This window comes from Rhodococcus sp. NPDC003348 (assembly GCF_053589375.1).
In genome coordinates this window covers 31,668-57,774 of record NZ_JBSFRT010000006.1, presented here as the reverse complement: position 1 = coordinate 57,774, position 26,107 = coordinate 31,668, and the positions used below count along the sequence as shown (strand labels likewise).

The 26,107-nt window shown below is 70.2% G+C and carries 26 protein-coding genes; 14 read left to right on the top strand and 12 right to left on the bottom strand.

All coding sequences use genetic code 11. From position 1 onward, the window contains the following. Nucleotide 1: 1 nt before the first annotated feature. A complete protein-coding gene (locus tag ACWDU4_RS05825) occupies nt 2-1,606 on the bottom strand; it encodes an MFS transporter (RefSeq protein WP_450112916.1) in 1,605 nt (534 codons plus the stop codon). Nucleotides 1,607-1,830: 224 nt separating this feature from the next. Between ACWDU4_RS05825 and ACWDU4_RS05820 the strand changes: the two genes are divergently transcribed. Beyond that, nucleotides 1,831-2,253 (top strand): hypothetical protein, encoded by a 423-nt coding sequence (locus ACWDU4_RS05820; RefSeq protein ID WP_450113035.1) that lies wholly within the window; start codon nt 1,831-1,833, stop codon nt 2,251-2,253. An 8-nt stretch (nt 2,254-2,261) separates the two neighbouring features. Here ACWDU4_RS05820 and ACWDU4_RS05815 read toward each other — a convergent pair whose 3' ends face one another. Continuing rightward, on the bottom strand, nt 2,262-4,028 hold the full coding sequence (locus ACWDU4_RS05815) for a GNAT family N-acetyltransferase (protein WP_450112915.1): 1,767 nt from the start codon (nt 4,026-4,028) through the stop codon (nt 2,262-2,264). Nucleotides 4,029-4,086: 58 nt separating this feature from the next. Here ACWDU4_RS05815 and ACWDU4_RS05810 point away from each other — a divergent pair, with 58 nt between their 5' ends. From ACWDU4_RS05810 to ACWDU4_RS05790, 5 genes are all read left to right on the top strand, one after another. Then, the gene (locus tag ACWDU4_RS05810) at nt 4,087-4,866 is read left to right on the top strand and encodes an alpha/beta fold hydrolase (RefSeq protein WP_450112914.1); all 780 of its coding nucleotides are present in this window, start codon (nt 4,087-4,089) and stop codon (nt 4,864-4,866) included. Nucleotides 4,867-4,919: 53 nt separating this feature from the next. Further along, entirely contained in the window at nt 4,920-5,189 is a 270-nt protein-coding gene (locus ACWDU4_RS05805; RefSeq protein WP_450112913.1) for a GlsB/YeaQ/YmgE family stress response membrane protein, read from the top strand. Nucleotides 5,190-5,259: 70 nt separating this feature from the next. Further along, the gene (locus ACWDU4_RS05800; protein WP_450113034.1) at nt 5,260-6,237 is read left to right on the top strand and encodes a pseudouridine synthase; all 978 of its coding nucleotides are present in this window, start codon (nt 5,260-5,262) and stop codon (nt 6,235-6,237) included. A gap of 63 nt (nt 6,238-6,300) precedes the next feature. Then, complete coding sequence (locus ACWDU4_RS05795; RefSeq protein WP_450112912.1) at nt 6,301-7,596, top strand: HNH endonuclease; 1,296 nt, start codon at nt 6,301-6,303, stop codon at nt 7,594-7,596. A 24-nt stretch (nt 7,597-7,620) separates the two neighbouring features. Further along, complete coding sequence (locus tag ACWDU4_RS05790; RefSeq protein WP_450112911.1) at nt 7,621-8,190, top strand: YdeI/OmpD-associated family protein; 570 nt, start codon at nt 7,621-7,623, stop codon at nt 8,188-8,190. A gap of 17 nt (nt 8,191-8,207) precedes the next feature. Here ACWDU4_RS05790 and ACWDU4_RS05785 read toward each other — a convergent pair whose 3' ends face one another. The 6 genes from ACWDU4_RS05785 to ACWDU4_RS05760 are packed head-to-tail and all read right to left on the bottom strand — an operon-like array spanning nt 8,208 to nt 11,244. Next, nucleotides 8,208-9,194, bottom strand: a complete 987-nt coding sequence (locus tag ACWDU4_RS05785; RefSeq protein ID WP_450112910.1) for a glycoside hydrolase family 43 protein — start codon at nt 9,192-9,194, stop codon at nt 8,208-8,210. Further along, on the bottom strand, nt 9,191-9,643 hold the full coding sequence (locus tag ACWDU4_RS05780; RefSeq protein ID WP_450112909.1) for a DUF6389 family protein: 453 nt from the start codon (nt 9,641-9,643) through the stop codon (nt 9,191-9,193). Before ACWDU4_RS05780 ends, ACWDU4_RS05785 begins: the two co-directional genes overlap by 4 nt. A gap of 21 nt (nt 9,644-9,664) precedes the next feature. Continuing rightward, the gene (locus ACWDU4_RS05775; protein ID WP_450112908.1) at nt 9,665-10,156 is read right to left on the bottom strand and encodes a hypothetical protein; all 492 of its coding nucleotides are present in this window, start codon (nt 10,154-10,156) and stop codon (nt 9,665-9,667) included. Then, complete coding sequence (locus ACWDU4_RS05770) at nt 10,156-10,368, bottom strand: hypothetical protein (protein ID WP_450112907.1); 213 nt, start codon at nt 10,366-10,368, stop codon at nt 10,156-10,158. The genes ACWDU4_RS05775 and ACWDU4_RS05770 overlap by 1 nt, the downstream gene beginning before the upstream one ends. Nucleotides 10,369-10,393: 25 nt before the next feature. Continuing rightward, on the bottom strand, nt 10,394-10,774 hold the full coding sequence (locus tag ACWDU4_RS05765) for a hypothetical protein (protein ID WP_450112906.1): 381 nt from the start codon (nt 10,772-10,774) through the stop codon (nt 10,394-10,396). A 32-nt stretch (nt 10,775-10,806) separates the two neighbouring features. Continuing rightward, nucleotides 10,807-11,244: a VOC family protein gene (locus ACWDU4_RS05760; RefSeq protein ID WP_450112905.1), complete on the bottom strand. Its 438-nt coding sequence runs from the start codon at nt 11,242-11,244 to the stop codon at nt 10,807-10,809. A gap of 271 nt (nt 11,245-11,515) precedes the next feature. Here ACWDU4_RS05760 and ACWDU4_RS05755 point away from each other — a divergent pair, with 271 nt between their 5' ends. Continuing rightward, nucleotides 11,516-11,740 (top strand): hypothetical protein, encoded by a 225-nt coding sequence (locus tag ACWDU4_RS05755; protein WP_450112904.1) that lies wholly within the window; start codon nt 11,516-11,518, stop codon nt 11,738-11,740. An 84-nt stretch (nt 11,741-11,824) separates the two neighbouring features. Here ACWDU4_RS05755 and ychF read toward each other — a convergent pair whose 3' ends face one another. Together ychF and ACWDU4_RS05745 are read right to left on the bottom strand one after the other, a co-directional pair. Next, the gene (gene ychF, locus ACWDU4_RS05750; protein WP_450112903.1) at nt 11,825-12,904 is read right to left on the bottom strand and encodes a redox-regulated ATPase YchF; all 1,080 of its coding nucleotides are present in this window, start codon (nt 12,902-12,904) and stop codon (nt 11,825-11,827) included. A 55-nt stretch (nt 12,905-12,959) separates the two neighbouring features. Next, nucleotides 12,960-13,541, bottom strand: a complete 582-nt coding sequence (locus ACWDU4_RS05745) for a class I SAM-dependent methyltransferase (protein ID WP_450112902.1) — start codon at nt 13,539-13,541, stop codon at nt 12,960-12,962. Nucleotides 13,542-13,702: 161 nt separating this feature from the next. On the opposite strand from ACWDU4_RS05745, the gene ACWDU4_RS05740 reads away from it, so the two are divergent. The 7 genes from ACWDU4_RS05740 to ACWDU4_RS05710 all read left to right on the top strand — a co-directional run bounded on the left by ACWDU4_RS05740 (nt 13,703) and on the right by ACWDU4_RS05710 (nt 21,836). Then, nucleotides 13,703-14,269 carry a LysM peptidoglycan-binding domain-containing protein gene (locus ACWDU4_RS05740; protein WP_450112901.1) on the top strand — a complete coding sequence of 189 codons (567 nt, stop codon included), beginning with the start codon at nt 13,703-13,705 and terminating at the stop codon, nt 14,267-14,269. 88 nt (nt 14,270-14,357) lie between these two features. After that, nucleotides 14,358-15,935: an FMN-binding glutamate synthase family protein gene (locus ACWDU4_RS05735; protein ID WP_450112900.1), complete on the top strand. Its 1,578-nt coding sequence runs from the start codon at nt 14,358-14,360 to the stop codon at nt 15,933-15,935. A 91-nt stretch (nt 15,936-16,026) separates the two neighbouring features. Next, the gene (locus ACWDU4_RS05730; RefSeq protein ID WP_450112899.1) at nt 16,027-18,327 is read left to right on the top strand and encodes a carbon starvation CstA family protein; all 2,301 of its coding nucleotides are present in this window, start codon (nt 16,027-16,029) and stop codon (nt 18,325-18,327) included. After that, nucleotides 18,327-18,509, top strand: a complete 183-nt coding sequence (locus tag ACWDU4_RS05725) for a YbdD/YjiX family protein (RefSeq protein ID WP_450112898.1) — start codon at nt 18,327-18,329, stop codon at nt 18,507-18,509. Before ACWDU4_RS05730 ends, ACWDU4_RS05725 begins: the two co-directional genes overlap by 1 nt. Nucleotides 18,510-18,585: 76 nt before the next feature. After that, nucleotides 18,586-20,067, top strand: coding sequence for a DNA-3-methyladenine glycosylase 2 family protein (locus ACWDU4_RS05720; RefSeq protein ID WP_450112897.1), 1,482 nt, complete (start codon nt 18,586-18,588; stop codon nt 20,065-20,067). Then, on the top strand, nt 20,064-20,567 hold the full coding sequence (locus tag ACWDU4_RS05715; RefSeq protein WP_450112896.1) for a methylated-DNA--[protein]-cysteine S-methyltransferase: 504 nt from the start codon (nt 20,064-20,066) through the stop codon (nt 20,565-20,567). Before ACWDU4_RS05720 ends, ACWDU4_RS05715 begins: the two co-directional genes overlap by 4 nt. Nucleotides 20,568-20,600: 33 nt before the next feature. Further along, nucleotides 20,601-21,836, top strand: a complete 1,236-nt coding sequence (locus ACWDU4_RS05710) for an AI-2E family transporter (protein WP_450112895.1) — start codon at nt 20,601-20,603, stop codon at nt 21,834-21,836. Here the strand turns inward: ACWDU4_RS05710 and ACWDU4_RS05705 are convergent. Continuing rightward, nucleotides 21,833-24,811, bottom strand: coding sequence for an AAA family ATPase (locus ACWDU4_RS05705; protein WP_450112894.1), 2,979 nt, complete (start codon nt 24,809-24,811; stop codon nt 21,833-21,835). The genes ACWDU4_RS05710 and ACWDU4_RS05705 overlap by 4 nt on opposite strands. After that, the gene (locus ACWDU4_RS05700) at nt 24,808-25,989 is read right to left on the bottom strand and encodes a metallophosphoesterase family protein (protein ID WP_450112893.1); all 1,182 of its coding nucleotides are present in this window, start codon (nt 25,987-25,989) and stop codon (nt 24,808-24,810) included. The genes ACWDU4_RS05705 and ACWDU4_RS05700 overlap by 4 nt, the downstream gene beginning before the upstream one ends. Nucleotides 25,990-26,107: the final 118 nt, after the last annotated feature.

Below are 26,107 nucleotides of genomic sequence, written 5' to 3'. Positions count from 1 at the left end.
GTCACGCCGCGCCGGACTCCCCGTCACCGCCAGTGGGTGACGGGGAGTCCGGCTCCCGCACCATGCGGAACGAGTTGAGCAGCCCGAGAAGGCCGGCCACGATCGGAACGAGCAGTGCCGCCTGCAGGGCGATGGGGCGCGCGTCGGTGTTGATGCGGACGATCTCGTCCTGGACCGCCGGGGGCTGGCCCACGAGCAGGGCCTCGAGTTCCGCGTTGCTCATGACCTGCGCGTCGTCCTCGAGCACCTTCGCCACGCGCTGTTGGTCGGCGGGCGGGAGCACGGTGCTCGACTGCGCCATCGCGGTGAAGGTGATCGACAGCGTCGCCAGCATGATGGCGCCCGCGAAGGCCAGCCCGAACGAGAGCCCGAACGACCCGGCCGCGGAGTTGGTTCCGGCGGCTTCGCTGACCCGCTCCTCCGAGATCGGGGCGAGCGTGTAGTTGTTCAGCTGAGACACCAGCATCCCCAGCCCCGAACCTGCCATGACGAGCGGCACCACCAGCGCCCACCCGAAGTCCGCCCTGGGCACCAGCGGGATCAGGATCGCGATGCCGACGGTGACCAGGACGAAACCCCACCGGATGATCCCGGCCGGGGGTCGATCGCCCGCCTTCTTCCCCACGAGCAGGGCCACCGCGAACATGCTCAGCGACAGCGGTGCGAGGGACAGGCCGGCCAGCATCGCGTTGTACTCGAGCACCATCTGCAGGTAGATCGGCAGCGCGATCATCGTGCCACCGAGGGCGATCTGCTGGAGCATCTGCTGCGTGACGCCTAGCCGGAAAACCTTGGACCGGAACAGGTCCGGATCCAGCAGGGCCGGTTCCCCACGCTGCTTCCGGCGGATCAGCCAGTACGCCAGAGCGCCCAATGCCGCGGCACCGATCACCAGGAGCGCGGCGACCGCCTCACCGCCCTCCTGCCACACCAGAATTCCCAGCACGATCCCGCCCATGCCCACGACCGAGAGCACCGCACCCCCGACATCAACACCCCGGGGACCGGTGTACGGCACGTCGCGGACGAGACCGATACCCGAGAGCACGACGACGATGATCACCACCTCGAGCGCGAACGCGATCCGCCACGACAGGTAGGTGGTGACGAAGCCGCCGAGCAGTGGTCCCACCGCGGCGGCGATCGCGGCCGCGGCGCCGACCAGTGCGTAGACCTTCTTCTGCATGTCGCCCTCGAAGTTGCCGTGCACGAGAGACTGCATCGCGGGCAGCAGCAGCGACGCCCCGATTCCGCCCACCACGGCCCAGAACACGATCACCGTGGTCAGGCTCTGTGCGAATGTCATCGCCGCCGCTCCCGTCGCGTAGCCGAGCAGGCCGAGGACGTAGGCGCGTTTGCGGCCGATGAGGTCGCCGACCTTGCTGCCGATCAGGATGAAGGCCGCCGACACCAGCGCCTCGAGCGCGATCGCCGTCTGCACCCCACTGACGGTCGTGTCGAGGTCGCGAACCACGGCCGAGATCGACACGTTCATCAGTGACGTGTCCACGACCAGGACGAACATTGCCATCGCGAGCAGGACGGCGAGCAATCGCGTGTGCCCGGACGCGCGATCGGAATCGCTGGCAATCACCCCATCGGTCATGGCACCCCACCACCTCGGCAGTCGTGAACTTCTCCGCAACAGGTACCGCGACATCCACCGCTGACGCCGGAGCGTATCGCAGCAGGCAGCGGAGCGCCGACCGCCGCCACGCCGCGTTCGCCACTCACCCTCCGATAGTGGCCGAACCGTGCAACGATCGGGTTCCAAGGGGAGGATGGGGTCGACACCGGGTCGGGCCCCCTGCACCACAGGAGGTCTCCATGATGAATCTCGCTCGCAGACTCGGCATCTGCGCAATTGCCGTTGCTGCATCGGGTTTGTCGACCGCAGGAGTTGCCGCCGCGGCGGTGACCATTCCGTTCCAGATCGACCCCGCGCCGTTCGGAAACCCGAACGGGAGCTTCGACGCGCCACCGGTTCGCTGCGCGGCCGTCGTCGGTGACCAGCCGGGCAGCGTGACGATCACCGGTGGGAAGCCGGGTCGGTGGGGCTGCCTGCTCTCGGCCGAGGTGTTCTGGGTGAACTTGTCGACCGGGACCTCCGGCACCGCTCGCTTGTCCGACGGGCTGAACGGCATACCCGCCGCTGCGACGGTGCACACGGGAACCGGGCAGGTGGCCATCGTCGTCAATTCCACGGTGCCGGGACCGATCACCCCCGGCGTCGCCACGTTCTACGTGCCGTAGGCCAGGCGTCAGAGTGCCCGCTTGAGCCCGACGTGACTGTTGTCGTACCCGAGCCGCGCGTAGAAGGCGTGCGCCCGCTCGCGGGCCTGGTCGGTAGTGACCTGCGCGAGCGTCGCGCCGCGGTGCCGGCCGTGGTCGTGCGCCCACTCGAGCATTGCGGTGCCGACTCCGCGGGACCGTTCGGAGGCCGCCACCCGAACCCCCTCGATCTGCAGACGTGTGGTGCCGCCGCGGGACAACCCAGGAATGACGGTGAGCTGCATGGTGCCGACGATCCGGTCGTCCTCTTCGCGCACCACGGCCAGGTACTGCCAGGGGTCCCGTGCGACAGCGTCGTACGCCTCCTCGTACCGGGCGATCTCGGCGCCCTCGCGGGTGCGACCGATCTCGTCATCGGAGAGCAGTGCGACGAGCGCCGGCACGTCGGCGCGGCAGGCGCGCTGCACCCGATAGGTCCGGTCACCGAGTCGGAGCCGCCCACCGACCGATGCCCGTGCCCGCGAACGCAAGCGGGCCACGAGCGTGTCCAGCCAGCTGCCGACATGTCGCCGAGCCTCGGGGGTGTCGGGGTAGCGGCACCGCAGGTGCAGTCCGGACTCGTCGAAGATGAACCAGAGCATCACGCCGTCGGTCCGGATCGTCGCCCCGACGTACTGCGCCTCCAACCCGGTCGCGTCGACCCGGACCGGTAGCCGGCGCAGGTCCAGCCACGAAATCGCGAACATCCCTGGCGCCTCGGGCATCCCGCCCCATGGACGCAGAACGTCCTCCAATGGCCAGGACCCCATCCGGACGGCCTCCTTGACCGCCTCCGCACTGGCGCGCGGCTCGGGAACGGTCGATTCCAGCACCGAGTTGGTGATGAACCAGCCGACGGAGTCGTGCCAGGTGGCGTCGTACCGGCTGTGCACCGGGAAGACCGCCCGCAATGGGCTGCCTGCCAACTCGCGGGTCACCTCGGTCATCGCGGCCACCACCAGTGCCAGGGTCGAGACACCGTCGTCCCGGGCCTGGGCCGAGAACGCGGCACTGTCGTCGACGTCAAGCACGTCGCGCACCTCGACCCGTTCCTCGTGCAGCGCCGCCGCGCCCAGCGGCAACGGGAACCGAGGCATCACATCACCGCTGGCAGCCAGCACCTCCGCCCACCGGCGGCGTACATCGTCGGGTGCGGACGGGCGGCCCCGCAGCGCGCGGGTGTGCTCGGCGAAGGCGGGGACGGGCGGCAGCGACGGCACTCGGCCCTCCTGCACCGCGGCCAGCGCCGCGAGCAGGTCGCGGGCGATCACCAGCATCGACCACATGTCGACGTGAGAGTGGTCGGCGGCAATCACCACGGTCGGCCCCACCGCGGTCTCGAGCACGCAGAGCCGGTGCGACGGACGACCGTACGGCGTGCACGCGCGGTCGAGCACTTCCCGCAGCGCATCGTTGACGGCCTGCCCGGGGGCGATCGAGTGCTCGATCCAGTCACCGGGGAAGACCTCGACCTCGTGCAGCCGCGGCTCGCCGTCCTCGCCGGGCACGAACACCGACCGCAGCGTGCCGTGCCGCGCGATCACCGCCAACCATGCCGCCGCGAGCTCGTCGGAAGGCACCGGCTCGGCGAGTCTGAGGGACAAGGCCATCCAGGATCCGGCCCGGTCTCCTGCTCCGACGTGACGCCGCTGGTCGAAGGAGACAGGAAGCGATCGGCCCGGCTGTCCGACATTCACGTCGTAGCCCAGCAGCCGGCCGAACGGGAGGCGCAGGTGCGCGACGTTGGTCAGCCGCATGGCGGTATCCTAGGCGCCTTCCCAGCCACCGCGCCCTTCGAAACCCACAGGAGCCGCCGTGCCGACGTTCAGTGTTCCCGGCGCCGAGCTCGACGTGGAGCTGAGCGACGAGGGCGGCCACCCGGTCGTCCAACTCCACGGCCTCACCTCCAGCCGCCACCGCGACCGCCTGATGGACCTCGATCTCGGCCGTGGGCTCAGCGGAACCCGGCTGCTGCGGTACGACGCGCGCGGACACGGCCACTCAAGCGGGCGTGCGGTCCCTGACGACTACTGCTGGCCGGTTCTGGCCGACGACCTGCTGAGGCTGCTCGACCACTGGTTCCCCGGCGAGCGGGTCCACGGCGTCGGCCCTTCGATGGGCACCGGAACCCTGCTGCACGCGGCCGTGCGTGATCCGGGCCGGTTCGCCGGCCTCACCCTGCTGGTGCCGGCGACCGCCTGGCACACCCGCGCAGCCAAGGCCGACACCTACCGCCGAAATGCCGCGGTGATCGAGGAGCAGGGGCTCGACGCCTTCCTCGGAGCCGACCTCGCCGCCCCGCGTCCCCCGGCGACCAGCGGGGCGCCCGACACCGTGCCGGATGTCACCGAGCACCTGCTTCCTTCGCTGTTCCGCGGGGCCGCGCTGAGCGACCTGCCCGACCCGGACGACGTCGCGAAGATCGACGTTCCGACGACGATTCTCGCCTGGACCGACGATCCCGGTCACCCGGTGTCCACCGCCGAGGCGCTGCTGGATCTGCTGCCCAGGGCCACGTTGGAGGTGGCGCACACGCCGGCCGATCTCGCCCGCTGGCCGAGCATCCTGTGCGAGGACGTGGCGCGGCACGGATAGCGCGGGCGCCCGGCTACCAGGGATGGGCGGGTATTGCGCCCTATACTCCCGCCATGTTGATCATCGGGATGATCCTGTTCGGATTGCTCGTCGGCGCTGTCGCCCAGCTCATTCTGGGGAAGTCCAAGTCCGGAATCGATTGGACTCTGGCGTTTGCCGCAGGCGTCGGCGGTTCGTTCGTGGGCGGCCTGCTCATCAGCCTGCTCGCCGGGGACGGCCTCGAGCTGCGCCCGAGCGGCATCATCGGCTCCCTCGCCGGCGCGATCATCGTCACCGCCGGATGGCACTGGTGGAAGAGTCGGTCCGCGGCGCCGGTCGACTGAGGCCACCCGGGCGCACCAAGCGCGTCACGTCGCGGCCCGCGGCGCGGCCGTGCCAGTAGCCGGTGGAATGATGAAGCGCGTGCCGATGCCCTCACCGCTGCCCGTCAAGAACGGGGTCGGCCCGACGCGGCTGCGCGTCCCGACGTCAGGGCCGTGGGCGACGGTCGCCGAGTACGTCGTCGAGAGGTTCGACCACCTGGACGCGGATGACCTGCACCGGCGGTTCGACGCCGGCGAGATCGTGGGCATCGACGGCAGCCCGGTCGGCCGCGGCACGGCGCTGGGCGAACACCGGTTCGTCTGGTACCACCGCGACCTGCCGGTGGAGGACCCGATCCCGTTCCATGAGGAGATCCTGCACGTCGACGACGACCTCGTCGTGGTCGACAAGCCTCACTTCCTCCCCACCACCCCGGCCGGGCGCTACGTGCGCGAGTCCGCGCTCGTCCGATTGCGGAATCGCCTCGACAATCCGGACCTGACGCCGATCCATCGACTCGACCGCGCGACCGCCGGCCTGGTGATGTTCTCGGCCCGTCCCAGCACGCGCGGCGCATACCAGTCGCTGTTCGAGAAGCGGCAGGTCCTGAAGGTCTACGAGGCGGTCTCGGCGCGACCGCCCGGGTGGGACCCGAGCGCGCCGGCGCTTGCCGGGCGCGCGGTCCCCGTCGTCCACCGCAACCACATCGAGGTCAAGCGCGGCGAGTTGCGGGTCGTCGTCGACGACGCCGGTGAGCCCAACGCCGAGACGTTGGTCGACGTGCACGGGACCGGCGTGAGCGTCTCCGGGCGCGCTGTGCTGCACACGATCCTGCGTCCGCGCACCGGCCGGACGCACCAGTTGCGGGTGCATCTGGCAGCGCTCGGCATCGGAATCCTCGGCGACCGCTGGTATCCGGACCTGCTCCCCGAGACGCCGGACGACCATTCCCTCCCACTCCAATTGCTCGCGCGGGAACTGGAGTTCACCGATCCGCTGTCGGGGACGCCGCGACGGTTCGTCACCCGCCGGACATTGAGCGAGGCACCCGTGTCGCCTGTCGCCTGAGGCCACCGCGAGAGTTCCACGGAACCGCCGAATCTGTCGGTGGCGCTCGATACAATCGAACACATGAGCGAACAGGGGCGCTTGACCGACACGGTGACCACCACCGACGTCGAACAGTGGGTCCAGTCCCTCGCCGCCGCGGCCTGCCCCGACCACCAAGCCGAGCGCATCGACCTGCTCCGCGCCCTCGAACGGCTCGCCTGCGCCGCGGCCGGCCTTCAGGCCCAGGTCACCGCCGATTTCGCTGCGCAACAACGCCGCACGGCCACCGATGCGGGCGTGGCACGCGAGCGTCGAGACCGGGGCATCGCCTCCCAGATCGCGCTGGCCCGCCGCGAGTCCCCGCACCGCGGCGGCATCCACCTCGGCCTGGCCACCACCCTCACCTCCGAGCTACCCCACACCCTTCGTGCGCTGCGCGAAGGGCGGATCACCGAGTGGCGCGCCACCCAGATCGCACGCGAAACCGCTTGCCTCTCAATCGAAGACCGAGCCGAGATCGACCGGAAGCTCGCCGCCGATCCCCAACGACTCGAGAAGATGAGCGACAGGGACACCGTCGCCAGCGCACGCCAGATGGCGTACGAGGCGGACAAGCAGGTCTGGGTTCGACGGAAAGCCAAGGCGCACACCGAGCGGCGGGTCTCGATCCGCCCCGCCCCGGACACGATGGCCTACGTGACGGCACTGCTGCCCATGGCGGAGGGCGTCGCCTGCCACGCCGCTCTCTCAGCAGCGGCCACGTCGGCAACCGCCACCGGCGACGAGCGGACCCGCGGGCAGATCATGGCGGACACCCTTGTCGCCCGCATCGTCACCGCACCGACCGACGACACCACCGCGCCGGCGCCACCGGTTCGAGTGCATCTGACGGTGTCCGATCGCACACTCTTCGGCGGCGCCGACGAGGCGGCACAGGTGCGCGGCTACGGACCGATTCCCGCAGACGTGGCAAGGGAACTCGTCCACGCCGCCGCGACCGCCGGTCTCGCCGAACTTCGCCGCGTCTACACGCGGCCCGACACCGGCGCGGTGGTCGCGATGGACCGCAGCACCCGCCTGTTCCCCAACTCCCTGGCCGAGCTGATCCGGCTGCGTGACCCCGTGTGCCGAACACCCTGGTGCGACGCACCCGTGCGGCACACCGACCACATCCACCCCGTCGCCGACGGCGGACCGACCACGTTCGAGAACGGCCAGGGACTGTGCGAGGCATGCAACTACGCCAAACAGGCACCCGGATGGATCGCCGAGACAATCGACTCACCCGATGGCAGACACCTGGTCCGGATCACCACCCCCACCGGACACATCCACCACAGCCTCGCCCCGCCGGCACCGAGACCGGAGGTCGCGTGACGGCCGGCGCTTAACCTTGTCCCCATGGCCAACTCGAACGCCGAACACCTGCATCCCGAATCCCTCGACGAGTGGCACGCGTGGCTGCGAGACAATCACGACGGATCCGACGGCGTCTGGCTTGTGTTCTGGCGCAAGGAGTCCGGGAACCCGCCCCTCGACTACGACCAGGTGGTGCGGGAGGCGCTCTGCTGGGGATGGGTCGACGGGCACACCCGGACCATCGACGAGCACCGGCGCGGTATGTGGTTCACCCGACGCGGCCGCAACAGCGCGTGGGCCGCGTCCAACAAGGCACGTGTGACCGACCTGCTCGCCGAGGGACGCATGCAGCCGGCAGGACAGGCCGTCATCGACGACGCCAAACAACGTGGTCTGTGGACCCTGCTGGATGACGCCGAGGCGCTCGTCGAGTCACCGGAACTCGCCGCGGCCCTCGACGCCGCCCCGCAGGCACGTACCCACTGGGACGCATGGCCACCGAGTGTCCGCAAGTTCGCGCTCAGCCAGATCGCGTTCGCCAAGCAGCCGGCGACCAAGACCAGGCGAATCGCCGGCATCGTCGAGAAGGCCGCCCGCGACGAGCGACCGTGATTGTCACCTGGTCGGCGTCATGCCGGCTCTCGCAACACGCCGACGTGACGCACCGTCCCGGACAGGCCGGGAAGCTCTTGCCGGGGCGACCAGGTGTTCAGCCCATCCGTGCTGTCGGAGTAGAAGTACTTTCCCTCGGTGTAGGCGTCGAAATACATCCGCCAGGTGCCGTTCGGCAACTGGACGACGGCCGGTCCCTCGACCAGCGTGCCCCAATCTCCGGGTGCGACGAACGAATAGGGTCCGGTCGGCGACGGCGCGACCGCATGCTCGATGACCTTCTTCGTCTCGTTCTTGGTGAACGCGTGGTAGGTCGATCCGACCTTGACCACGGTGGTGTCGATGTGGTCGGCGCCGATCCCGGCGAGCGGAACGGGCAGGCTCCACAACCGGAGCGACGGCTCGAGCGCCGTCATCAGATACGGCACGAAGCCGCCACCGGTCGACATGGACAGGATGACGTTGACGCGGTCACCGTCCACGAACCATTCGGGCGCCCAGGCCTTCGTGGTGAACGGCGACAGCGACGGTCCGTCGCTGAACCCGGCCGACCCCGAGAAGCCAGGCGGGCTCGCCGAACCGGTGCCGTCCCCCGTGCCCGGCAGGAAGGCGCAGCAGAACGGGACCGGCCAGTTCGCCAGATGCGTCCAGTTGACGAGATCGCTGCTGCGCGCGAAGCCGACGTTCGCCCCGTCCACTGTCGTGTAGGTGACGTAGTAGAACCCGTCCGTGTGCCGGAAGATGCTCGGGTCACGCACCACCCCTGACGGAGGCCGATACGCCGACAGTCGGAGGGGCTGGAACTGAGTGCCGTCCCCCGACTGGTACACATCCATGTCGCGGTCGCTGACGTTGCTGAACGCCACCATCGTGTATCGCCAGTCCGGCGGCGGTGCGGCGCCACTGCTCCCCGAGGCCGCGACCAACAAGCCCGCGACAACGAGCATCACCATCGATACGGCGTACAAGCTTCGCTTGGTGAGCGTCACCGGTGCAGTATTCATGACGTCGACTGGTGGCGCACTCCGAGTGGACGAGGGTCGACCGTGCCTTCCGGCGAAGTGACCTCCCAGCGAAGGCCGGGGGACGACGTCGGGATGAGCGGGGCGAGCCACTCGGCGACGACCTCGACGATGATCTCCTCGAGTTGGTCACGAGTCCATTCCCGCGGGCAAGGCGGCACCTCCGGCTTCCAGCCCCGCTCGCCCCAGGTCACCCCGAAGAGCTGTCGCTCGTCGTCGAGCCGACGGCCGAGCGCGAACCCGTCGGTACCTTCGAACCGCGCCCAGACGTCGAACGGGCCTTCGCCGTCCTGGCCGACGAAGACGTCGATCACGACCGCATCGGTCCGTTCGGTCGCGGCATCGTGGATCGTCACGAGCCGGGTGGCCACGTCAGCCGACGCCGCGCCCAGGATTCGTTTCACTTCAGCGCGGTACTCGGCTGCGTCCATGCCGCCAGCGTAGAGCCGTCGTCAGTGGCGCAGGAGCGGCACGTCGAGCGTCCGCTGCACGACGCCCTCCATCAGCGCGGTGAGACCCGACGCAACCACCGTAGCGTCCTCGAAGTCCGGTTCGGCGCCGTGGACGACGACACCGCTCGTCCTGCTGATCGCGAGGAACTCGTAGTCACCGGCGACGCTGACGAGAATCGGCAGGTACTCCGTCCAGAACGCCTCGACCCCCGCACGGTCGGCGGCAGTCCCTGCCGCGTCGAGTCCGATCGCGCGGAACTCGTCCCACGCGAAGGCACTGTCGGACAGACCCGCATAGTCGAGGGCCGAGAGGAACCAACGGGAGTCGTCGCCACTTGCGAGAACCGAGAATTGCCGGAAGAACTCGACGTGGCCGGCGGGAATCGCGACATCGGCCACCGCGGCGAGCGCGGACAGATTGTCGTCGCGTGGGGGCTCGAACGTCCACCCGGCCGCCACGAGGCGGTCGATGAATGCGCCTGCGATTGTCATCAGAAGTCGATGAATCCCGCGACGACGTCGCGAACGACGCCGCCCGCTTCGGGTGTCCCATAGAAGTACACCGATCCGTACCCCCACAGGTACTCGTCGAGCACGTCCTCCAACTCACCGTCGACGGGCCATCCTTCCTCGTCGATCTGGAAGAGGAAGCGGTGCCCACCGTCCGCGCGATCGGGGAGCGACGGCACGAGGAACAGCGACATGACCGCATCCTATGAGCGGCAGCTCCTACGGCTGAACAAGGAACGCGAGCTTGCGGATCTCGGCGTCCGCGTCGACGGTCTTGTCCTTGGCCGCGACCCGCTCGATCATCCGTTGCACCGCGCGATGGATCGTCTGCCGCAGGAATCCACGCAGGTCCGGCGCATCGAGGACGTCGGCGCGGTTGATACGAATCTGCGCGGTCATCCTGCGCTGCGCCACCGACACGCGCGGCGCGTACAGCCCAGTCGGGTCCGTGGTCGAGGAGATGGTCCCGCCCATGTGCAGGAGGATGTCGAGCTCGTATGGCAGCTCGACGTCACGCAACTCCTGCTTGATCGCGGTCGTCGCCTCCACCACGTCCGGATCCGGCCCGCCGTAGACGGTACGAAAGACGATCGCGCTCAATCCCGGAACCTCCGCCTCACCGATCGCCGCCCTCAGCTCTTCGTCAACTCCTCAGCGAGCATCACGATGATCCCGCTGGGACCGCGGACGTACGTGAGCTTGTAGATGTCCTGGTAGTTCGCGACGCCGCGGAGCGGATGGCAGCCGTGTCTCGCGGCGATCGCGAGGGCCTCGTCGATGTCGTCGACGGAGAATGCGACGCGGTGCATGCCGATCTCGTTGGGAAGGGTCGGGCTCGTCTCGATCGCCTCGGGATGGATGTACTCGAAGAGCTCGATGCGACCGTTCCCGTCCGGCGTCTGGAGCATCGCAATCTTGGCGTGGTTGCCGTCGAGCCCAACGGCAGTGTCGGTCCACTCCCCACTGACCGTGTCGCGTCCGACGACAGCGAGACCGAGGTCCACGAAGAAGGCGATCGCCGCATCGAGGTCGTCCACGGCGATGCCGACGTTTTCGAGTTTGATGGCCATCCGCTCAGGCTAGCGAGCAGGGCTGCCCCATGCCCCTTGCCCTTGCCCCGGTGCGACCATCTCCCGCGCCGGGGGCGGCAGCATCCTCCCACCGGCACCCACGAACCATGGGTAGTGTCATACGAATCATCAAGTGCCGCAGATTAATCCAGAGACGAACCCCACCTCAGCGTTCGCACCGCCACGCTACGGTGTCCGCAGGGTCGAGTCGCCCTCCCGGCTGAGGAACCGGAAGCCTCGCCGGGCGTCACGAATCAGAGAGGGTTCCACCGTGCCTCGTGTCACGAACCGTCGTATCGCATCCACCATCGCCGCCACTGCCCTGCTGGCCGCCGGTCTTGTCGCTGGGACCGGTACCGCCTCCGCAGCGGACACGTCCTCCGCCGAGTCGCTGGCGAATCCGTTCTACTGCGGGAAGAGCATGCAGTACCCGCCAACGCCCTGGACCTGCGTCGTGTTCGGCCATTCGTTCACCCTCCCGCAGTCGCTGTCGTAGGACGAGCGGGGGGACCGAACACGAACGGGCGGTTACCGGGACGCGCACTCGGCGTTGGTCACGGTAACCGCCCGTTCGCGGGTTCTAGACGTTGAAGCGGAACTCCACCACGTCGCCGTCCTGCATGACGTAGTCCTTGCCCTCCATGCGCACCTTGCCTGCGGCCTTGGCGGCGTTCATGGAGCCGGCGGCGGCGAGGTCGTCGAAGGACACGATCTCGGCCTTGATGAAGCCGCGCTCGAAGTCGGTGTGGATGACGCCGGCGGCCTGCGGGGCGGTGTCGCCCTTGTGGATCGTCCAGGCACGCGATTCCTTCGGGCCGGCCGTCAGGTAGGTCTGCAGGCCGAGGGTGTGGAATCCGGTCCGGGCCAGGGCGTGCAGGCCGGGCTCGGACTGGCCGATCGACTCCAGCATCTCCTGGCGATCTTCCTCGTCCAGCTCGAGGAGTTCCTGCTCGACCTTCGCGTCGAGGAACACCGCATCGGCCGGTGCGACGGACGCGCGCAGCTCGGCGACCTTCGCCTCGTCGGTGAGCACCGCCTCGTCGGCGTTGAAGACGTACAGGAACGGCTTGGTGGTCAGCAGGTGCAGCTCGCGCAGCAGACCGAAGTCCAGGGTGTCCTTGACGCTGAACAGGGTCTTGCCCTCTTCGAGGACGGCCTGAGCCTTGACGGCCTCCTCGTGCTGGGGCTTGAGTTCCTTGTTCTTCTTCGCTTCCTTCTCGAGACGCGGCAGCGCCTTCTCGAGGGTCTGCATGTCGGCGAGGACAAGCTCGGTCTCGATGATCTCGATGTCCGACGCCGGGTCGACGCGGCCGTCGACGTGCACCACGTCGTCGTCGGAGAACACCCGGACCACCTGGCAGATGGCGTCGGCCTCGCGGATGTTGGCGAGGAACTTGTTGCCCAGGCCGGCGCCCTCGGACGCGCCCTTGACGATGCCGGCGATGTCCACGAACGACACCGTGGCGGGCAGGATGCGCTCGGAACCGAAGATCTCGGCGAGCTTGACCAGCCGCTCGTCCGGCAGCTCGACCAGGCCGACGTTCGGCTCGATCGTCGCGAACGGGTAGTTCGCGGCGAGCACATCGTTCTTGGTCAGGGCGTTGAAAAGGGTCGACTTGCCGACGTTGGGCAGTCCGACGATTCCGAGGGTAAGGCTCACGGTCAACAGATTCTACGGACCGCGTCCCGCCCTGGTCACGCCGGTCGCCCCCACGTCACGCCGCGGGTTTGCGCGCGACGGTCACCGCCCACCCCGCATCGGGTCGCCAGGGACGCAGATCCCAGGTCGCGAAGCGGTGCTCGTGGACCAGTCCGGCGGCCGCGAGATCGGCGTCGAAGTCGTCGACCGAGTAGCGGTAGTCGGTGGCGAACCCGGCGACCAGCACCCCGCCCGGGGCCAGCTGGTCGGCGAGCCGGCGGCACACCGCGGCCTCGGTGCCCGGCGCCAGAAAGATCATCACGTTGCCGGCGACGACGACGGCGTCGAACCCGGGACCCGGGAGGTCCAGCTCGGCCAGATCCGCCTGCACGACGGTCAGCACACCGGTCGCGCGTGCCGCGTCGAGCAGAACCGGGTCGAGGTCCACGGCGGTGACCCGGTGGCCACGGCGGGCCAGTTCCGCTCCCACGCGCCCGGTTCCGCACCCCGCGTCGAGGACCCGCGAATTCGGAGCAATCAACGCGTCGACGGCCCGGGCCTCGCCGTGCAGGTCGACGCCGGACGCGGCCAACTCCTCGAACCGGCGGACGTAGTCACGCGCGCCCTCGACTCCTCGCTCGTCCTGCCATCTCGTCACGCCACCACCCTAGGCGTCACACCGAATGCTCCGGCGTGGCGCCCGCGCCGATCCGGCCCCGGACCGTAGGGTTCGCCCGGATGCACGCACCGGCTCCGCCGGTCACGGGCATTCCGAACACCATTGCTCCACGCAGAATTCACCATTCGAAAGGAAACACTGTGGCTGACACCTTGCAGGCCGGTTCCACCCTCACGGCCGGGCAGTCGCTGACGTCGAACAACGGCGCTTACACGCTCTCCCTGCAGGACGACGGCAACCTCGTGCTCAGTGAGGGCGGCAACGCGGTGTGGGCCACCATGACCAACGGCAAGTCCGTGGCCAAGGCCACCGTGCAGGACGACGGCAACTTCGTGCTGTACACCGGCGACGACGACGCGGTCTGGGCCTCGCAGACGTCCGGCAACTCCGGCGTCCGCCTGGTTGTCCAGGACGATCGCAACGTCGTGCTGTACGCCGGCGACAAGGCCGTGTGGTCGAGCGACACCGCCGTCGAGGCCGCCCCGGCGCCCGCCGCCGAGCCCGAGCCGGCCCCGGCCCCCGCTCCGGAGCCCGCCCCGGCCGCCCCGGCGCCGCGCACCCACACCGTCGCCTCCGGCGAGAGCCTGTGGGTCATCGCCGAGCAGTACTACGGCGACGGCAACCAGTACCAGCGGATCGCCGACGCCAACGGCATCGCGAACCCGGACCTGATCAACGCCGGCCAGGTCCTGAACATCCCGGCCTGATCTGCACCACTGAGCGGCCCCGACCCCGAACCGGGTCGGGGCCGTTTCGGTACCACCGTCCGACACACTCACCTGGAGGCACACAGTCATGACGAGGTTCCTGATCGTCGGGGTCATGTGGGTGGCCGGGCTCGCCCTGGCCGGTCTCGCCGTCGCCGCCAGCTGGGGGTGGTCGATCCTTGCTGTGATCCTGCTGGCCCTCGCGGCGGTCGGGACGCGGGACCTGACCCAGCGCAGTCACAGCATCCTGCGCAACTACCCGATCCTCGGGCACGCCAGGTTCCTGATGGAGAAGATCCGCCCGGAGATCCAGCAGTACTTCATCGAATCATCGACCGACGGAACACCGTTCGACCGGGAAACCCGGGACCTGGTCTACGAGCGCGCCAAGGGCACCAAGGACGACGAGCCGTTCGGCACCGAACGGGACGTGCACGCCCCCGGCTACGAGTTCATGGTGCACTCGCTGCGCGCCCGGCACGCCACCGACCTCGCGCCGACGGTGCGGCTCGGGGGCCCACACTGCACGCAGCCGTACGACATTGCGCTGCTGAATGTTTCGGCGATGAGCTTCGGCTCGCTGTCCTCGAACGCGGTCGAGGCGATGAACGCGGGCGCCGCCCTCGGCGGGTTCGCGCACGACACCGGCGAGGGCGGCATCAGCCCCTACCATCGCAAGCACGGCGGCGACCTGATCTGGGAGATCGGGTCCGGCTACTTCGGCTGCCGCACCCCCGACGGCAGGTTCGACCCCGACGCCTTCGCGGCGAAGGCCGTCGACCCGCAGGTCAAGGCGATCTCGATCAAGCTCTCGCAGGGCGCGAAACCCGGTCTCGGCGGCGTCCTTCCGGGCCCGAAGGTGTCCCCGGAGATCGCCGAGACCCGAGGGGTTCCGGTCGGGCAGACCGTCATCTCGCCACCCGCGCACAGCGCGTTCGGCACACCGATCGAGCTGATCGACTTCGTCGCCACCCTGCGCACCCTCAGCGGCGGCAAGCCCGTCGGGTTCAAGCTGTGTGTCGGGTCCCGCAGCGAGTTCCTCGGCATCTGCAAGGCGATGATCGACCGCGACGTCACCCCGGATTTCATCATCGTCGACGGATCCGAGGGCGGAACCGGCGCGGCCCCGGTCGAATTCGAGGACCACATGGGCATGCCGCTGACCGAGGGCCTGATGCTCGTGCACAACTCGCTCGTCGGCACGGGTCTGCGCGAGAGGATCCGGATCGGCGCGTCCGGCAAGGTCGCCAGCGGCAGCGACATCGTCAAACGCGTCATCCAGGGCGCCGACTTCACCCTCGCCGCCCGGGCGATGATGTTCGCGGTCGGCTGCATCCAGGCACAGGCCTGCCACACCAACCACTGCCCGGTCGGCATCGCCACCCAGGATCCGGCTCGGGCCCGCGCGCTGGTGGTGCCGGACAAGGCGGCGCGGGTACACAACTTCCAGAAGTCCACCGTGGCCAGTGCCGCGCAGATGGTCGCCTCGATGGGGCTGGACGGCTTCCACAAACTACGGCCGTCGATGCTGAACCGTCGGGTCGACGCGCACACCTCCAGGACCTACGCCGAACTGTACGAGTGGCTGCAGGACGGGGAGCTGCTCGACGATCCCCCTCAGAGCTGGCGCAGCGACTGGGTTGACGCCTCCGCGAAGCGCTTCTGAAGGCCGCGCGGTCGGTCTTCTCCACCGGGCGGCCTCGGCACCGGAGTCCTAGTGTGAGGACAGCCACATCCGCTCCGGAGGGAGGTCCGCCATGACGACGGCAACGAGTCCCGGCAAGCCGAGTGCCGACCCGAACATCGAGTTCCTGTACACCGATCCGGACCTGCCTCCCGTCGGTGTCGTCGATCGGAGTCCGATCACCCCGGCGAAGAAGCTGATCTTCGCCGCGATCGGCCTCCTCGGCGCGGTGGCCTGGACGATGATCGCGATCGTGCGGGGCGAGCACGTGAACTCCGTGTGGTTCGTCATCGCGGCGGTGTGCACCTACCTGATCGCCTACCGGTTCTACGCCCGGCTGATCGAGAACAAGATCGTCCAGCCACGCGACGACCGCGCGACGACCGCCGAGGTGCTCGAGAACGGCAAGGACTACATGCCGACCGATCGGCGGGTGCTGTTCGGCCACCACTTCGCCGCCATCGCCGGCGCCGGTCCCCTCGTCGGTCCGGTGCTGGCGGCCCAGATGGGCTACCTGCCGGGCACCATGTGGATCATCATCGGCGTCGTCTTCGCCGGCGCGGTACAGGACTTCCTTGTGCTGTGGATCTCGTCGCGACGCCGCGGCCGCAGCCTCGGTCAGATGGCCCGCGAGGAACTCGGCGTGGTCGGCGGCACCGCGGCCCTGATCGGCGTCTTCGTCATCATGATCATCATCATCGCGGTGCTCGCGCTGGTGGTGGTCAATGCGCTCGCGGAGAGCCCGTGGGGCGTGTTCTCGATCGCCATGACCATCCCGATCGCACTGTTCATGGGCGTCTACCTGAGATTCCTGCGGCCCGGCAAGGTCTCCGAAGTGTCGCTGATCGGCGTCGTCCTGCTCCTGCTGGCCATCGTCGGCGGAGGGTGGGTCGCCGAGACCGATTGGGGAACAAGCTGGTTCACCCTGTCGAAGGTGACCATCGCGTGGCTGATGATCGCCTACGGATTCGCCGCCTCGGTGCTGCCCGTCTGGCTGCTGCTCGCCCCGCGCGACTACCTGTCCACCTTCATGAAGATCGGCACCATTCTGCTGCTCGCTGCCGGAATCCTGGTGGCGCAGCCCGCGATCCAGATGCCGGCCATGACCGAGTTCGCGAAGAACGGCGAGGGACCTGCCTTCGCCGGCTCGCTGTTCCCGTTCCTGTTCATCACCATCGCCTGCGGCGCGCTGTCCGGGTTCCACGCGCTGATCGCCTCCGGCACCACCCCGAAACTGCTGGAGAAGGAACGACAGACCAGGATGATCGGGTACGGCGGCATGCTCACCGAGTCGTTCGTGGCGATCATGGCACTGGTCACCGCGTGCATCCTCGACCAGCACCTGTACTTCGCACTGAACGCTCCGGCCGCCCTCACCGGCGGCACCGCCGACGCCGCGCCCGCGTACCTCAACGGCCTCGGCCTTCCCGGCGCCGACATCACCACCGCGCAACTGAACGAGGCGGCCGCGGCCGTCGGCGAGGAGTCGATAATCTCGCGCACCGGCGGCGCCCCCACCCTGGCGTTCGGCATGTCCGAGGTGATGCACCAGGTCATCGGCGGCGAGTCGCTGCGGTCGTTCTGGTACCACTTCGCGATCATGTTCGAGGCTCTGTTCATCCTCACCACCGTCGACGCCGGTACCCGCGTCGCCCGGTTCATGCTCTCCGACTCGCTCGGCAACTTCGGCGGCGCGGCACGACGTTTCAAGGATCCGTCCTGGCGCCCCGGCGCGTGGCTGTGCTCCGCGATCGTGGTCGGGCTGTGGGGCGGGGTGCTGCTGATGGGCGTGACTGATCCGCTCGGCGGCATCAACACCCTGTTCCCCCTGTTCGGCATCGCCAACCAGCTGCTCGCCGCGATCGCGCTGACCGTGGTCCTGGTCGTGGTGATGAAGAAGGGCCTGTTCAAGTGGGCCTGGATACCCGCGATACCACTGGTGTGGGACCTGATCGTCACGATGACCGCGTCGTGGGAGAAGATCTTCTCCGACGTGCCCGCGATCGGATACTGGGCGCAGCACAACGCCTTCCGGGACGCGAAGGCAGCGGGCGACACGTCGTTCGGGACAGCGAAGACCCCAGAGGCCATGGACGCGGTCATCCGCAACACCTTCATCCAGGGCACGCTGTCGATCGTGTTCGCGGTTCTGGTCCTGATCGTGGCAGTGGTCGGAGTGATCGTGTGCGTCAAGGCGTATCGCGCGGGCGGCCTCCCCGACACCGAGGCGCCGACGGTCCCGTCGAAGATCTTCGGGCCGGCCGGGTTCGTCCCGACCAAGGCAGAGCGGCAGATCCAGCACGAGTGGGACACGCTGATCGCGGAGGGCAAGGTCCGCGCGCCCGGCGCCGCACACACGACGGGACACCACTGATGCCCGGCGTGGTACGCGGCGTGCTCTGGTGGCTCACGTCGGTGATGGGTGACCACGACTACCAGCGGTTCGTGGCGCACCACCACCGCGCGCACCCGGGCGTCCCGGTGCCGACCGAACGCGAGTACTGGCGCGAGCGGCACGCGGCCGCCGACCGCAACCCCGGCGCCCGCTGCTGCTGACAGGCGAACCGGTCGCGCGACGGCGATGGCCGATTTCCGCTAGCGTCGGAGGCGGGGCGCTGACACCCTGGAGGACATGAACCTCGACTTCGACCGCTGCTACCGGGCCGTCTCGTCCCGGGACACGCGCTTCGACGGGCAGTTCTACACCGCCGTCCGCACCACCGGCATCTACTGCCGCCCGTCCTGCCCAGCGATCACCCCGAAGCGGGCCAATGTCACGTTCCTGCCGACCGCGGCCGCCGCGCAGCAGGCGGGCTACCGAGCCTGCCGCCGCTGCCGCCCGGACGCCGCACCCGGCTCCCCACAGTGGAACGTCCGCTCCGATCTCGCCGCCCGGGCGATGCGGCTGATTCGTGACGGCGAGGTGGAACGCGGCGGGGTGGAGGGGCTGTCTGCCGCGCTGGGTTACTCGGCTCGGCAGCTCACACGCACACTCACGGTCGAGCTCGGTGCAGGTCCACTCTCCCTTGCCCGGGCGCACCGCGCACACACCGCGCGCCTGCTGGTCGAAACCACCGCAATGCCGATGTCGGACATCGCCTTCGCCGCCGGGTTCTCCAGCATCCGCCAGTTCAACGACACCGTCCGCGAGGTGTTCGCAGCGACACCGACACAGATGCGGGCCGACGCCGCGCGCCGCGGTTCCGGCCCGCCCTCGGCCGCAGGCACCGTCTCGCTGCGGTTGCCGTACCGTCCGCCCCTCGACCGCGCCTGGTTCGGCTGGTTCCTGTCCGCCCATGCGGTCCGGGGCCTCGAACAGGTCGTCGGCGGGCAGTACCGGCGGGTCTTGCGGCTCCCGCACGGCGCCGGGGTTGCGGCGGCCCGGCTCGCCGACGACCACGTACGCGCCGACCTGACTCTGCACGACATGCGTGACCTCGCCCCCGCCGTCGCCCGGCTGCGGCACCTGTTCGACCTGGACGCCGACCCCCAGGCCGTCGACGACGCGCTGCGCCGCGACCCCGCGCTCGCCCCGGCGATCGTGACGACACCGGGCATCCGGGTTCCCGGATGCGTCGACCCTGGAGAGTTGCTGTTGCGCACCATGATCGGGCAGCAGATCTCGGTCTCCGCGGCGGCGACCCACACTGCGCGGCTGGTGGCGGAGCTGGGCGATCCGATCGAGGACCCACACCTGACGCACGCGTTCCCCTCCCCAGCGACGATCGCCGCACGTGGCCGAGAAGTGCTCACCGGGCCCGCTCGCCGGGTCGACGCAGTGATCGCGGTCGCGGCTGCACTCGCCGACGGATCGCTGACGCTGCACGCGGGCCGGACCTCGGCCGACCTGCGCGCGGAGCTGCTCTCCCACAAGGGGATCGGTAGGTGGACCGCCGACTACGTGGCGATGCGCACCCTCGCCGACCCCGACATCCTGCTCGACTCCGACCTCGTCGCCGCCCGAGGCGCACACCTCCTCGGTGTGGACCTCCGCGCCCAGGACCGCTGGACGCCGTGGCGCTCGTACGCCTCGATGCACCTGTGGCACACGGCACTCGCCGCCCGCGGCGCGCTCGCGGCCACACCCGACCCCGATCCGAAGGAACCCCGATGACCGCCCACCACTGCACCGTGCCCACCGCCGCGGGACCGTTCACCGTCGTCGCCGACCGCGACGGTGCGGTGCTCGCGTCCGGCTGGACGCCCCACGTCGACGTCCTACTCCCCCTGATCCACCCCAGCCTGCGGCCGACCAAATCGACGGCGCGCGCCGACCTCGGCGAGGTCACCCGCGCCGTCACCGACTACCACGCAGGAGACCTGCACAGCATCGATTCGATTCCCGTGAAACAACACTCGGGCGAGTTCCTCGAGGCCGCCTGGGAAGTGCTGCGGAAGGTCCCGCCCGGCGAGCCGGTGACGTACACCGAGTTCGCCGCGCTCGCCGGACGTCCGGCTGCGGTGCGCGGCGCGGCGTCGGCGTGCGCGCGGAACGCAGCAGCCCTGTTCGTGCCCTGCCACCGGGTGGTGCGGGTCGGCGGCGCCCTCGGCGGATTCCGCTGGGGATTGCCGACGAAACGCTGGCTCCTCTCCCACGAGCAGTCCGAGGGGTAGATTCGGCGCGTGCCCCGCCAGGAAGGACCGCCCGTGAGCGAAACGCCCACCACCGCCGACCCGAAACCGCCCCGGCGCCGCTTCATCGACCGCGGCGAGGTGCTCGGCGCCGGCGGCATGTGGCTAGCCAAGTGGTCGCTGTGCCTGGTCGCGATCGCGGCCGGAGCCTGGGTGGTGTGGGCGATCCTCGGCGAGCTGTGGGTCGTGGTGCTGCCGGTGCTGATGGCCATCGTCGTGTCCACCGTCCTGTGGCCGCCGACCCGCGCGATGACGAAGCGGGGCGTGCCGCCCGCCGCGGCCGCCGGCATCACGATCGCCGGATTCTTCGCCGTGCTCTCCGGAGTCATCGCGCTGATCGTGCCGTCGGTGGTGGACCAGGCCCCGGAACTGGCCAACAAGGCCAGCGAGGGCCTGCGGACGGTCCAGCACTGGTTGCAGGGCCCGCCGGTGAACCTGCGGGACGATCAGATCGACTCCGCCGTCCAGGCGATCATCTCCAAGTTGCAGTCGAGTGCGCAGTCCATCGCGACCGGCGTGTTCAGCGGCGTCAGCGCGACCGCCTCGATGCTGATCGCGATCGCCCTCGTCCTGGTGCTGACGTTCTTCTTCATCAAGGACGGGCCGCGGTTCCTGCCGTGGCTGCACTCGGTCAGCGGCGGCAGGGCCGGTCGCCACTTCGAGGCCGTGGCGGTGCAGGTGTGGGACACCCTCGGCGGCTTCATCCGCACCCAGGCGCTCGTCAGCTTCGTCGACGCGTTCTTCATCGGACTCGGCCTGGTGATCCTGGGTGTGCCGCTGGCGCCGGTGCTCGCGGTGCTCACGTTCATCGGCGGTTTCATCCCGATCGTCGGCGCCTTCGTCGCCGGCGCACTGGCGGTGCTCGTCGCCCTGGTCGCGAAGGGCTGGACCACCGCCCTGATCATCCTGATCATCGTGCTCGCGGTGCAGCAGCTCGAAGGCAACGTGCTCCAGCCGGTGCTGCAGAGCCGCAGCATGAACCTGCACGCGGCGATCGTGCTGCTGGCGGTGACCGCAGGCAGCTCGCTGTACGGCATCGTCGGCGCCTTCCTCGCGGTCCCGGTGGCCGCCTGCGTCGCGGTGGTGATCCGGTACATCGGTGAACAGATCGACCGGCGACTCGACGAACAGGACGCGGCCGACGCCGCCTCAGCCGGACCACCGGATGTCGGCGACGCGGCCGCCGACAACAGCGCCGGAAGCAACGGCACCGGCACCGGCAGCCTGCCCGGCCTCCCCGACCCGGCTTAGACCACCACCTCGAGCGTCGACCCGGCCCGGCCCCGCACCACGTGCAGCCGGCTCGGGATCCGCTGCCGCATCTCGTCGACGTGGCTGACGATCCCGACGACGCGGCCGCCCTCACGCAGCTCGTCGAGGACGCCCATCACCGACTCGAGGGTCTCGGCGTCGAGGGTGCCGAAGCCCTCGTCGATGAACATGGTGTCCAGGACCACGCCACCGGACTCGGCGGCGACGACGTCCGCCAGCCCGAGCGCCAACGCCAGCGACGCCAGGAACGACTCGCCTCCGGAGAGGGTCTTCGCGGACCGCACCACACCGGTGTAGTCGTCACGTATGTCGAGACCGAGACCGCCGCGTTTGCCTCGCGGACCGGCGCCGTCCTCGTGAACGAACTCGTAACGGCCGGAGGACATTCGGCGCAGCCGCACCGACGCCGACAACGCGACCTCCTCGAGCCGCGCCGCAAGGACGTAGGAGCGCAGCGACATCTTGCGCGCGTTCTGCCCGCGGCCGGCGATGACCTCGGCCAGCGCGGCCAGCTCCTCGTACCGGCGCAGCGCGGGTCCCAGAGCCTCGACCTCGGCGGCCAGTGCCTGTGCGTAGTGCTCGACCTTCGCGGCGCGGTCGTCCGCCGCGGTCGCGGCCTTCATGGCGTCGTCGCGGGCGGCGGCCGCGGCCGCGTGTGCCGCCTCGGCCGCAGGCACGTCGGCGGGGTCCAGGGAAAGTGCCTGGACGACCGCCGGTTCGGCGAGCACCGCCTCGGACCACACCCGCTCCTCGCGGGCGGCGGTCAGCACCGCCTCGATCTCGTCGATCCGCGACTGCGGGAGGACCGCGGCGCGGGCCTGCTCCGGGGTGTCGAAGCCGGCGTCGACGGCCGCGCGCGCGGCGTGCGCGCCGGCGTCCAGCGCGGCGGCCGCGGCACGGGACGCCGACGCCCGCTGGTCGCGCAGGGCCGTCGTCGCGGCGGCGAGCGCTTCGAGCCGGTCACGACGCGACTGCAGGTCCGTCTCCGCCCCGACGGCCTGCGCGATCTCCGCGTCCAGTTCGGCGAGGCGACGGGTCTCGTCGGCGATCCGCTGGTCCAGTGCGGCCAGTTCGGTGGCGAGCACCTCGGCGCGGCGGGCGAGGTTGTCGCTCTCCCCTCGCAGTCCGGTGAGTGTCTTCGCCGCCGCGGGCTCCGCGGCGGCCGCGGCCTTCGCAGCCGTGTGGGAGTCCTCCGCCGCGGCGACCGCGGCGAGCAGCGTGTCCCGGTCGGTGTCTCCGGCGCGGTCGGCGAGCACCTGCGCCCTGCGGTCCAGGTCCGCGAGCAGTGCACCCGCGTCGTCCACGTCCCGGCCGCACTGCTGTTCGACGGCCCGCGCGGCGTCCTCGTCGGCCTTGGTGACGGCCCCGTCCGCGGGGCGGGCGAGCTCGGGATGGTCCCCGGACCCGCACACCGGGCACCGGTCGCCGTCGGCGAGATCGGCGGCCAGTTCCGCGGCCATCCCCGCGATCCGCCGCTCCCGCAGGTCCGCAAGCGCCTCCCGCGCGTCGAGATGGGCGAGGCGGGCCCGCTCGTGTCGCTCGCCGGCGACGGCGCGCGCGGCACGCACCCGGTCGAGTTCGGTGGCCGCGGCGACCCGTTCCCGCGCCGCGTCGAGCTGTTCGGCCCGCAACGGCACCGTCGCGGCGACGTCGCGAACCCGGCTCAGGTCCGCCTCGCACCGCTCGATCTCCGCCGGAACCGCGGCCCGACGATCCGCGACCGCGGTTGCGGCAGAAGCCAGTTCGGCACGGCGGGCGCGTACGCCCTCGTGCTCGACACGCGCCGCGCGACGCTGCGCGTCCCGGTCGATCAGATCACGCAGGCGGGCGGCCTCCGCCCCCCAGTCCCCGACCGCCACCGCCAGGATTTCCGCGTCCCCCGGTCGGTCCGGCCAGGAGACGCGCCCGACCAGGGCCGCTCCCTCCGGCTCCCGGGCGACGGCGCGGGCGAGTTCGTCCACGCGGGTCCGCTCGGTCGCGGCCGCCCGGTCGGCGCGTTCGGCGAGCGCGTCGGCCGCCGTCACCGGCACCGCGCGCACGGCGCGGTCGTGTTCGAGGGCGAGCGCGTCCAGCGCTTCGCGTCCCGCGGCCACCTGGTCGAGTTTGGTCCGGGCCTGGGCGGCCCGGTCCTGCAGCTGCCGCACCTCGCGCGCGCGGCGCAGGGCGTTCTCGGTGCGGACCGCGGCCGACTGGGCCGCGGTGAGGGCGAGGGCCGCGGACTCGCCCACCTCTCGCGCCTCGTCGACCAGCCGCGCCGCCCACGCGACCGGATCGGCGTCCGCGCCGGCCTCGATGCCCGCCGCCGCCGACACCTGCGCCGCCAACCGGTCCACCGCGGCCTTCTTGCCGGACACCGCGGTCTCGGTCTCACGACGCCGATTCGCGAACCACTCCTCGACGGTGGCGAACCGCCCGGTGTCGAACAGCCGCTCGAGCAGCACGCCCCGCTCCTCGGTGTCCGCCCGCAGGAACCGCGCGAAGTCGCCCTGCGGCAGCAGGACCACCTGGAAGAACTGATCGGCGCTCATTCCGAGCAGCCGCCCCACCACCTCACCGATCTCGTCGAGCCGGGTCAGATTCTCGCCGTGACCGTCCAGCCATTCGAGGGTGGCCTTGGCGTTCTCCTTGGTGGTGCCGGTGCCGCGCAGCTTGGGCCGCTGGAACTCGGGGCTGCGGGTGATCCGCAGTCGCCGGCCGCCGATCGTGGCCTCCAGCACCACCTTCGGTGGCGTTCCGGGGGCGGCGTGGTCGGACAGCAGCCGCTTGCCCTCCTGCCGGGCGCCGGGCACCCGCCCGTACAACGCGAATGCGACCGCGTCGAGGATGGTGGTCTTGCCCGCGCCGGTCTGGCCGTGCAGCAGGAACAGCCCGTCCGCACCGAGCTCGTCGAAGTCGACGGTGACGGTGGAGCCGAACGGGCCGAACGCCGTCACCTCGAGTTCGTGCAGCCTCACGCGACGGCCTCCACGTCGCCGGAGGGCGGACCGTCGACCTCCCGGTCCGCCGCGCCCAGCGCCTGTTCCACCCACCGCAGCTCGCTCGCGGTCGGCTCGGCGCGGACGTCGGTGAGGAAGCTGGTCACGATCTCGCGGTCGGTGCGCCCGCGGACCTTGTCCCGATACTTGAGGTCCGAATCATCCTGCGGGCGTACCCATTCCACGTGCACCAGATGCGGGAATCGGTCCCGGAGCACCCGCATCGCGTCCACCGGGCGGACCGGGTCGGTCAGGACCGCCGACACGTAATCGCCGATCGCGGACGCGAACGCGTCGTCGCCGAGCAGTTCCTCGACGGTGCCGGTCAGCTGGCTCAGCCCGCGCACCACCGGAAGGTCGTGGCGGTCGACCCGGGCCAGCCCGTCCGCGTCCAGGTCGGCGATCCACACCGCCTTGCGGTGGGTCCGTTCGCCGAACGAGTACGGCAGGGGCGAACCCGAGTACCGCACGCAGTCGGTCAGAGTCTGGGGTGAATGGAGGTGACCGAGCGCGACGTAGTCGGCACCGTCGAACGCCGAGACGGAGACCGTCTCGACCCCGCCGACCGAGATCGACCGTTCCGATCCGGTCGCCTCCGCACCGACGACGAAGGCGTGGGCGAGCACCACCGACCGGGCAGGCGTGCCGGCACGTGACCGGTCGGCCAGGTCCTCGCGGACCCGGGTCATCGCCGCGTCCAGGATGTCGGCGTGGGTGCGTGCTGTCGGAACGCCGAGTTCGGCGCGGGTGGTCTCCGGTTCGAGATAGGGAATGCCGTAGAAGGCGACCGGGCCGTGCTCGTCGGACAGCACCACCGGCGTCGAGACCTGACCCACCCTCGTCATCAGGTGCAGGCCACCGGCCGCGGCGAACGCCGCGCCGGCACCGAGGCGGGCCGGCGAGTCGTGATTGCCGGATGTCGCGACGATCACCGCACCCGCGGCCCGGATCGCCTCGAACCCTCTGTTGCACACCGTGACGGCGTCCGCGCTCGGGACGGCCCGGTCGTAGACGTCACCGGGCACGACGACGACGTCGACTCCGTGCTCGGTCACCAGCCGCGCGATCGCGTCCAGCGCGGCGGCCTGGTCCGCCAGCAGATCGACGCCGTGGAAGGTGCGCCCGATGTGCCAGTCGGAGGTGTGCAGGATTCGCATGTGCCGACCGTAGACGAGGGCACCGACACCGCCGCCGACGCCAGGCCCCCGGCACGCGTCGACGGAGATCGTTCCCACAAACGGTCCCGCCAACGGTGGGATCGGGCCGGCAGCAGCT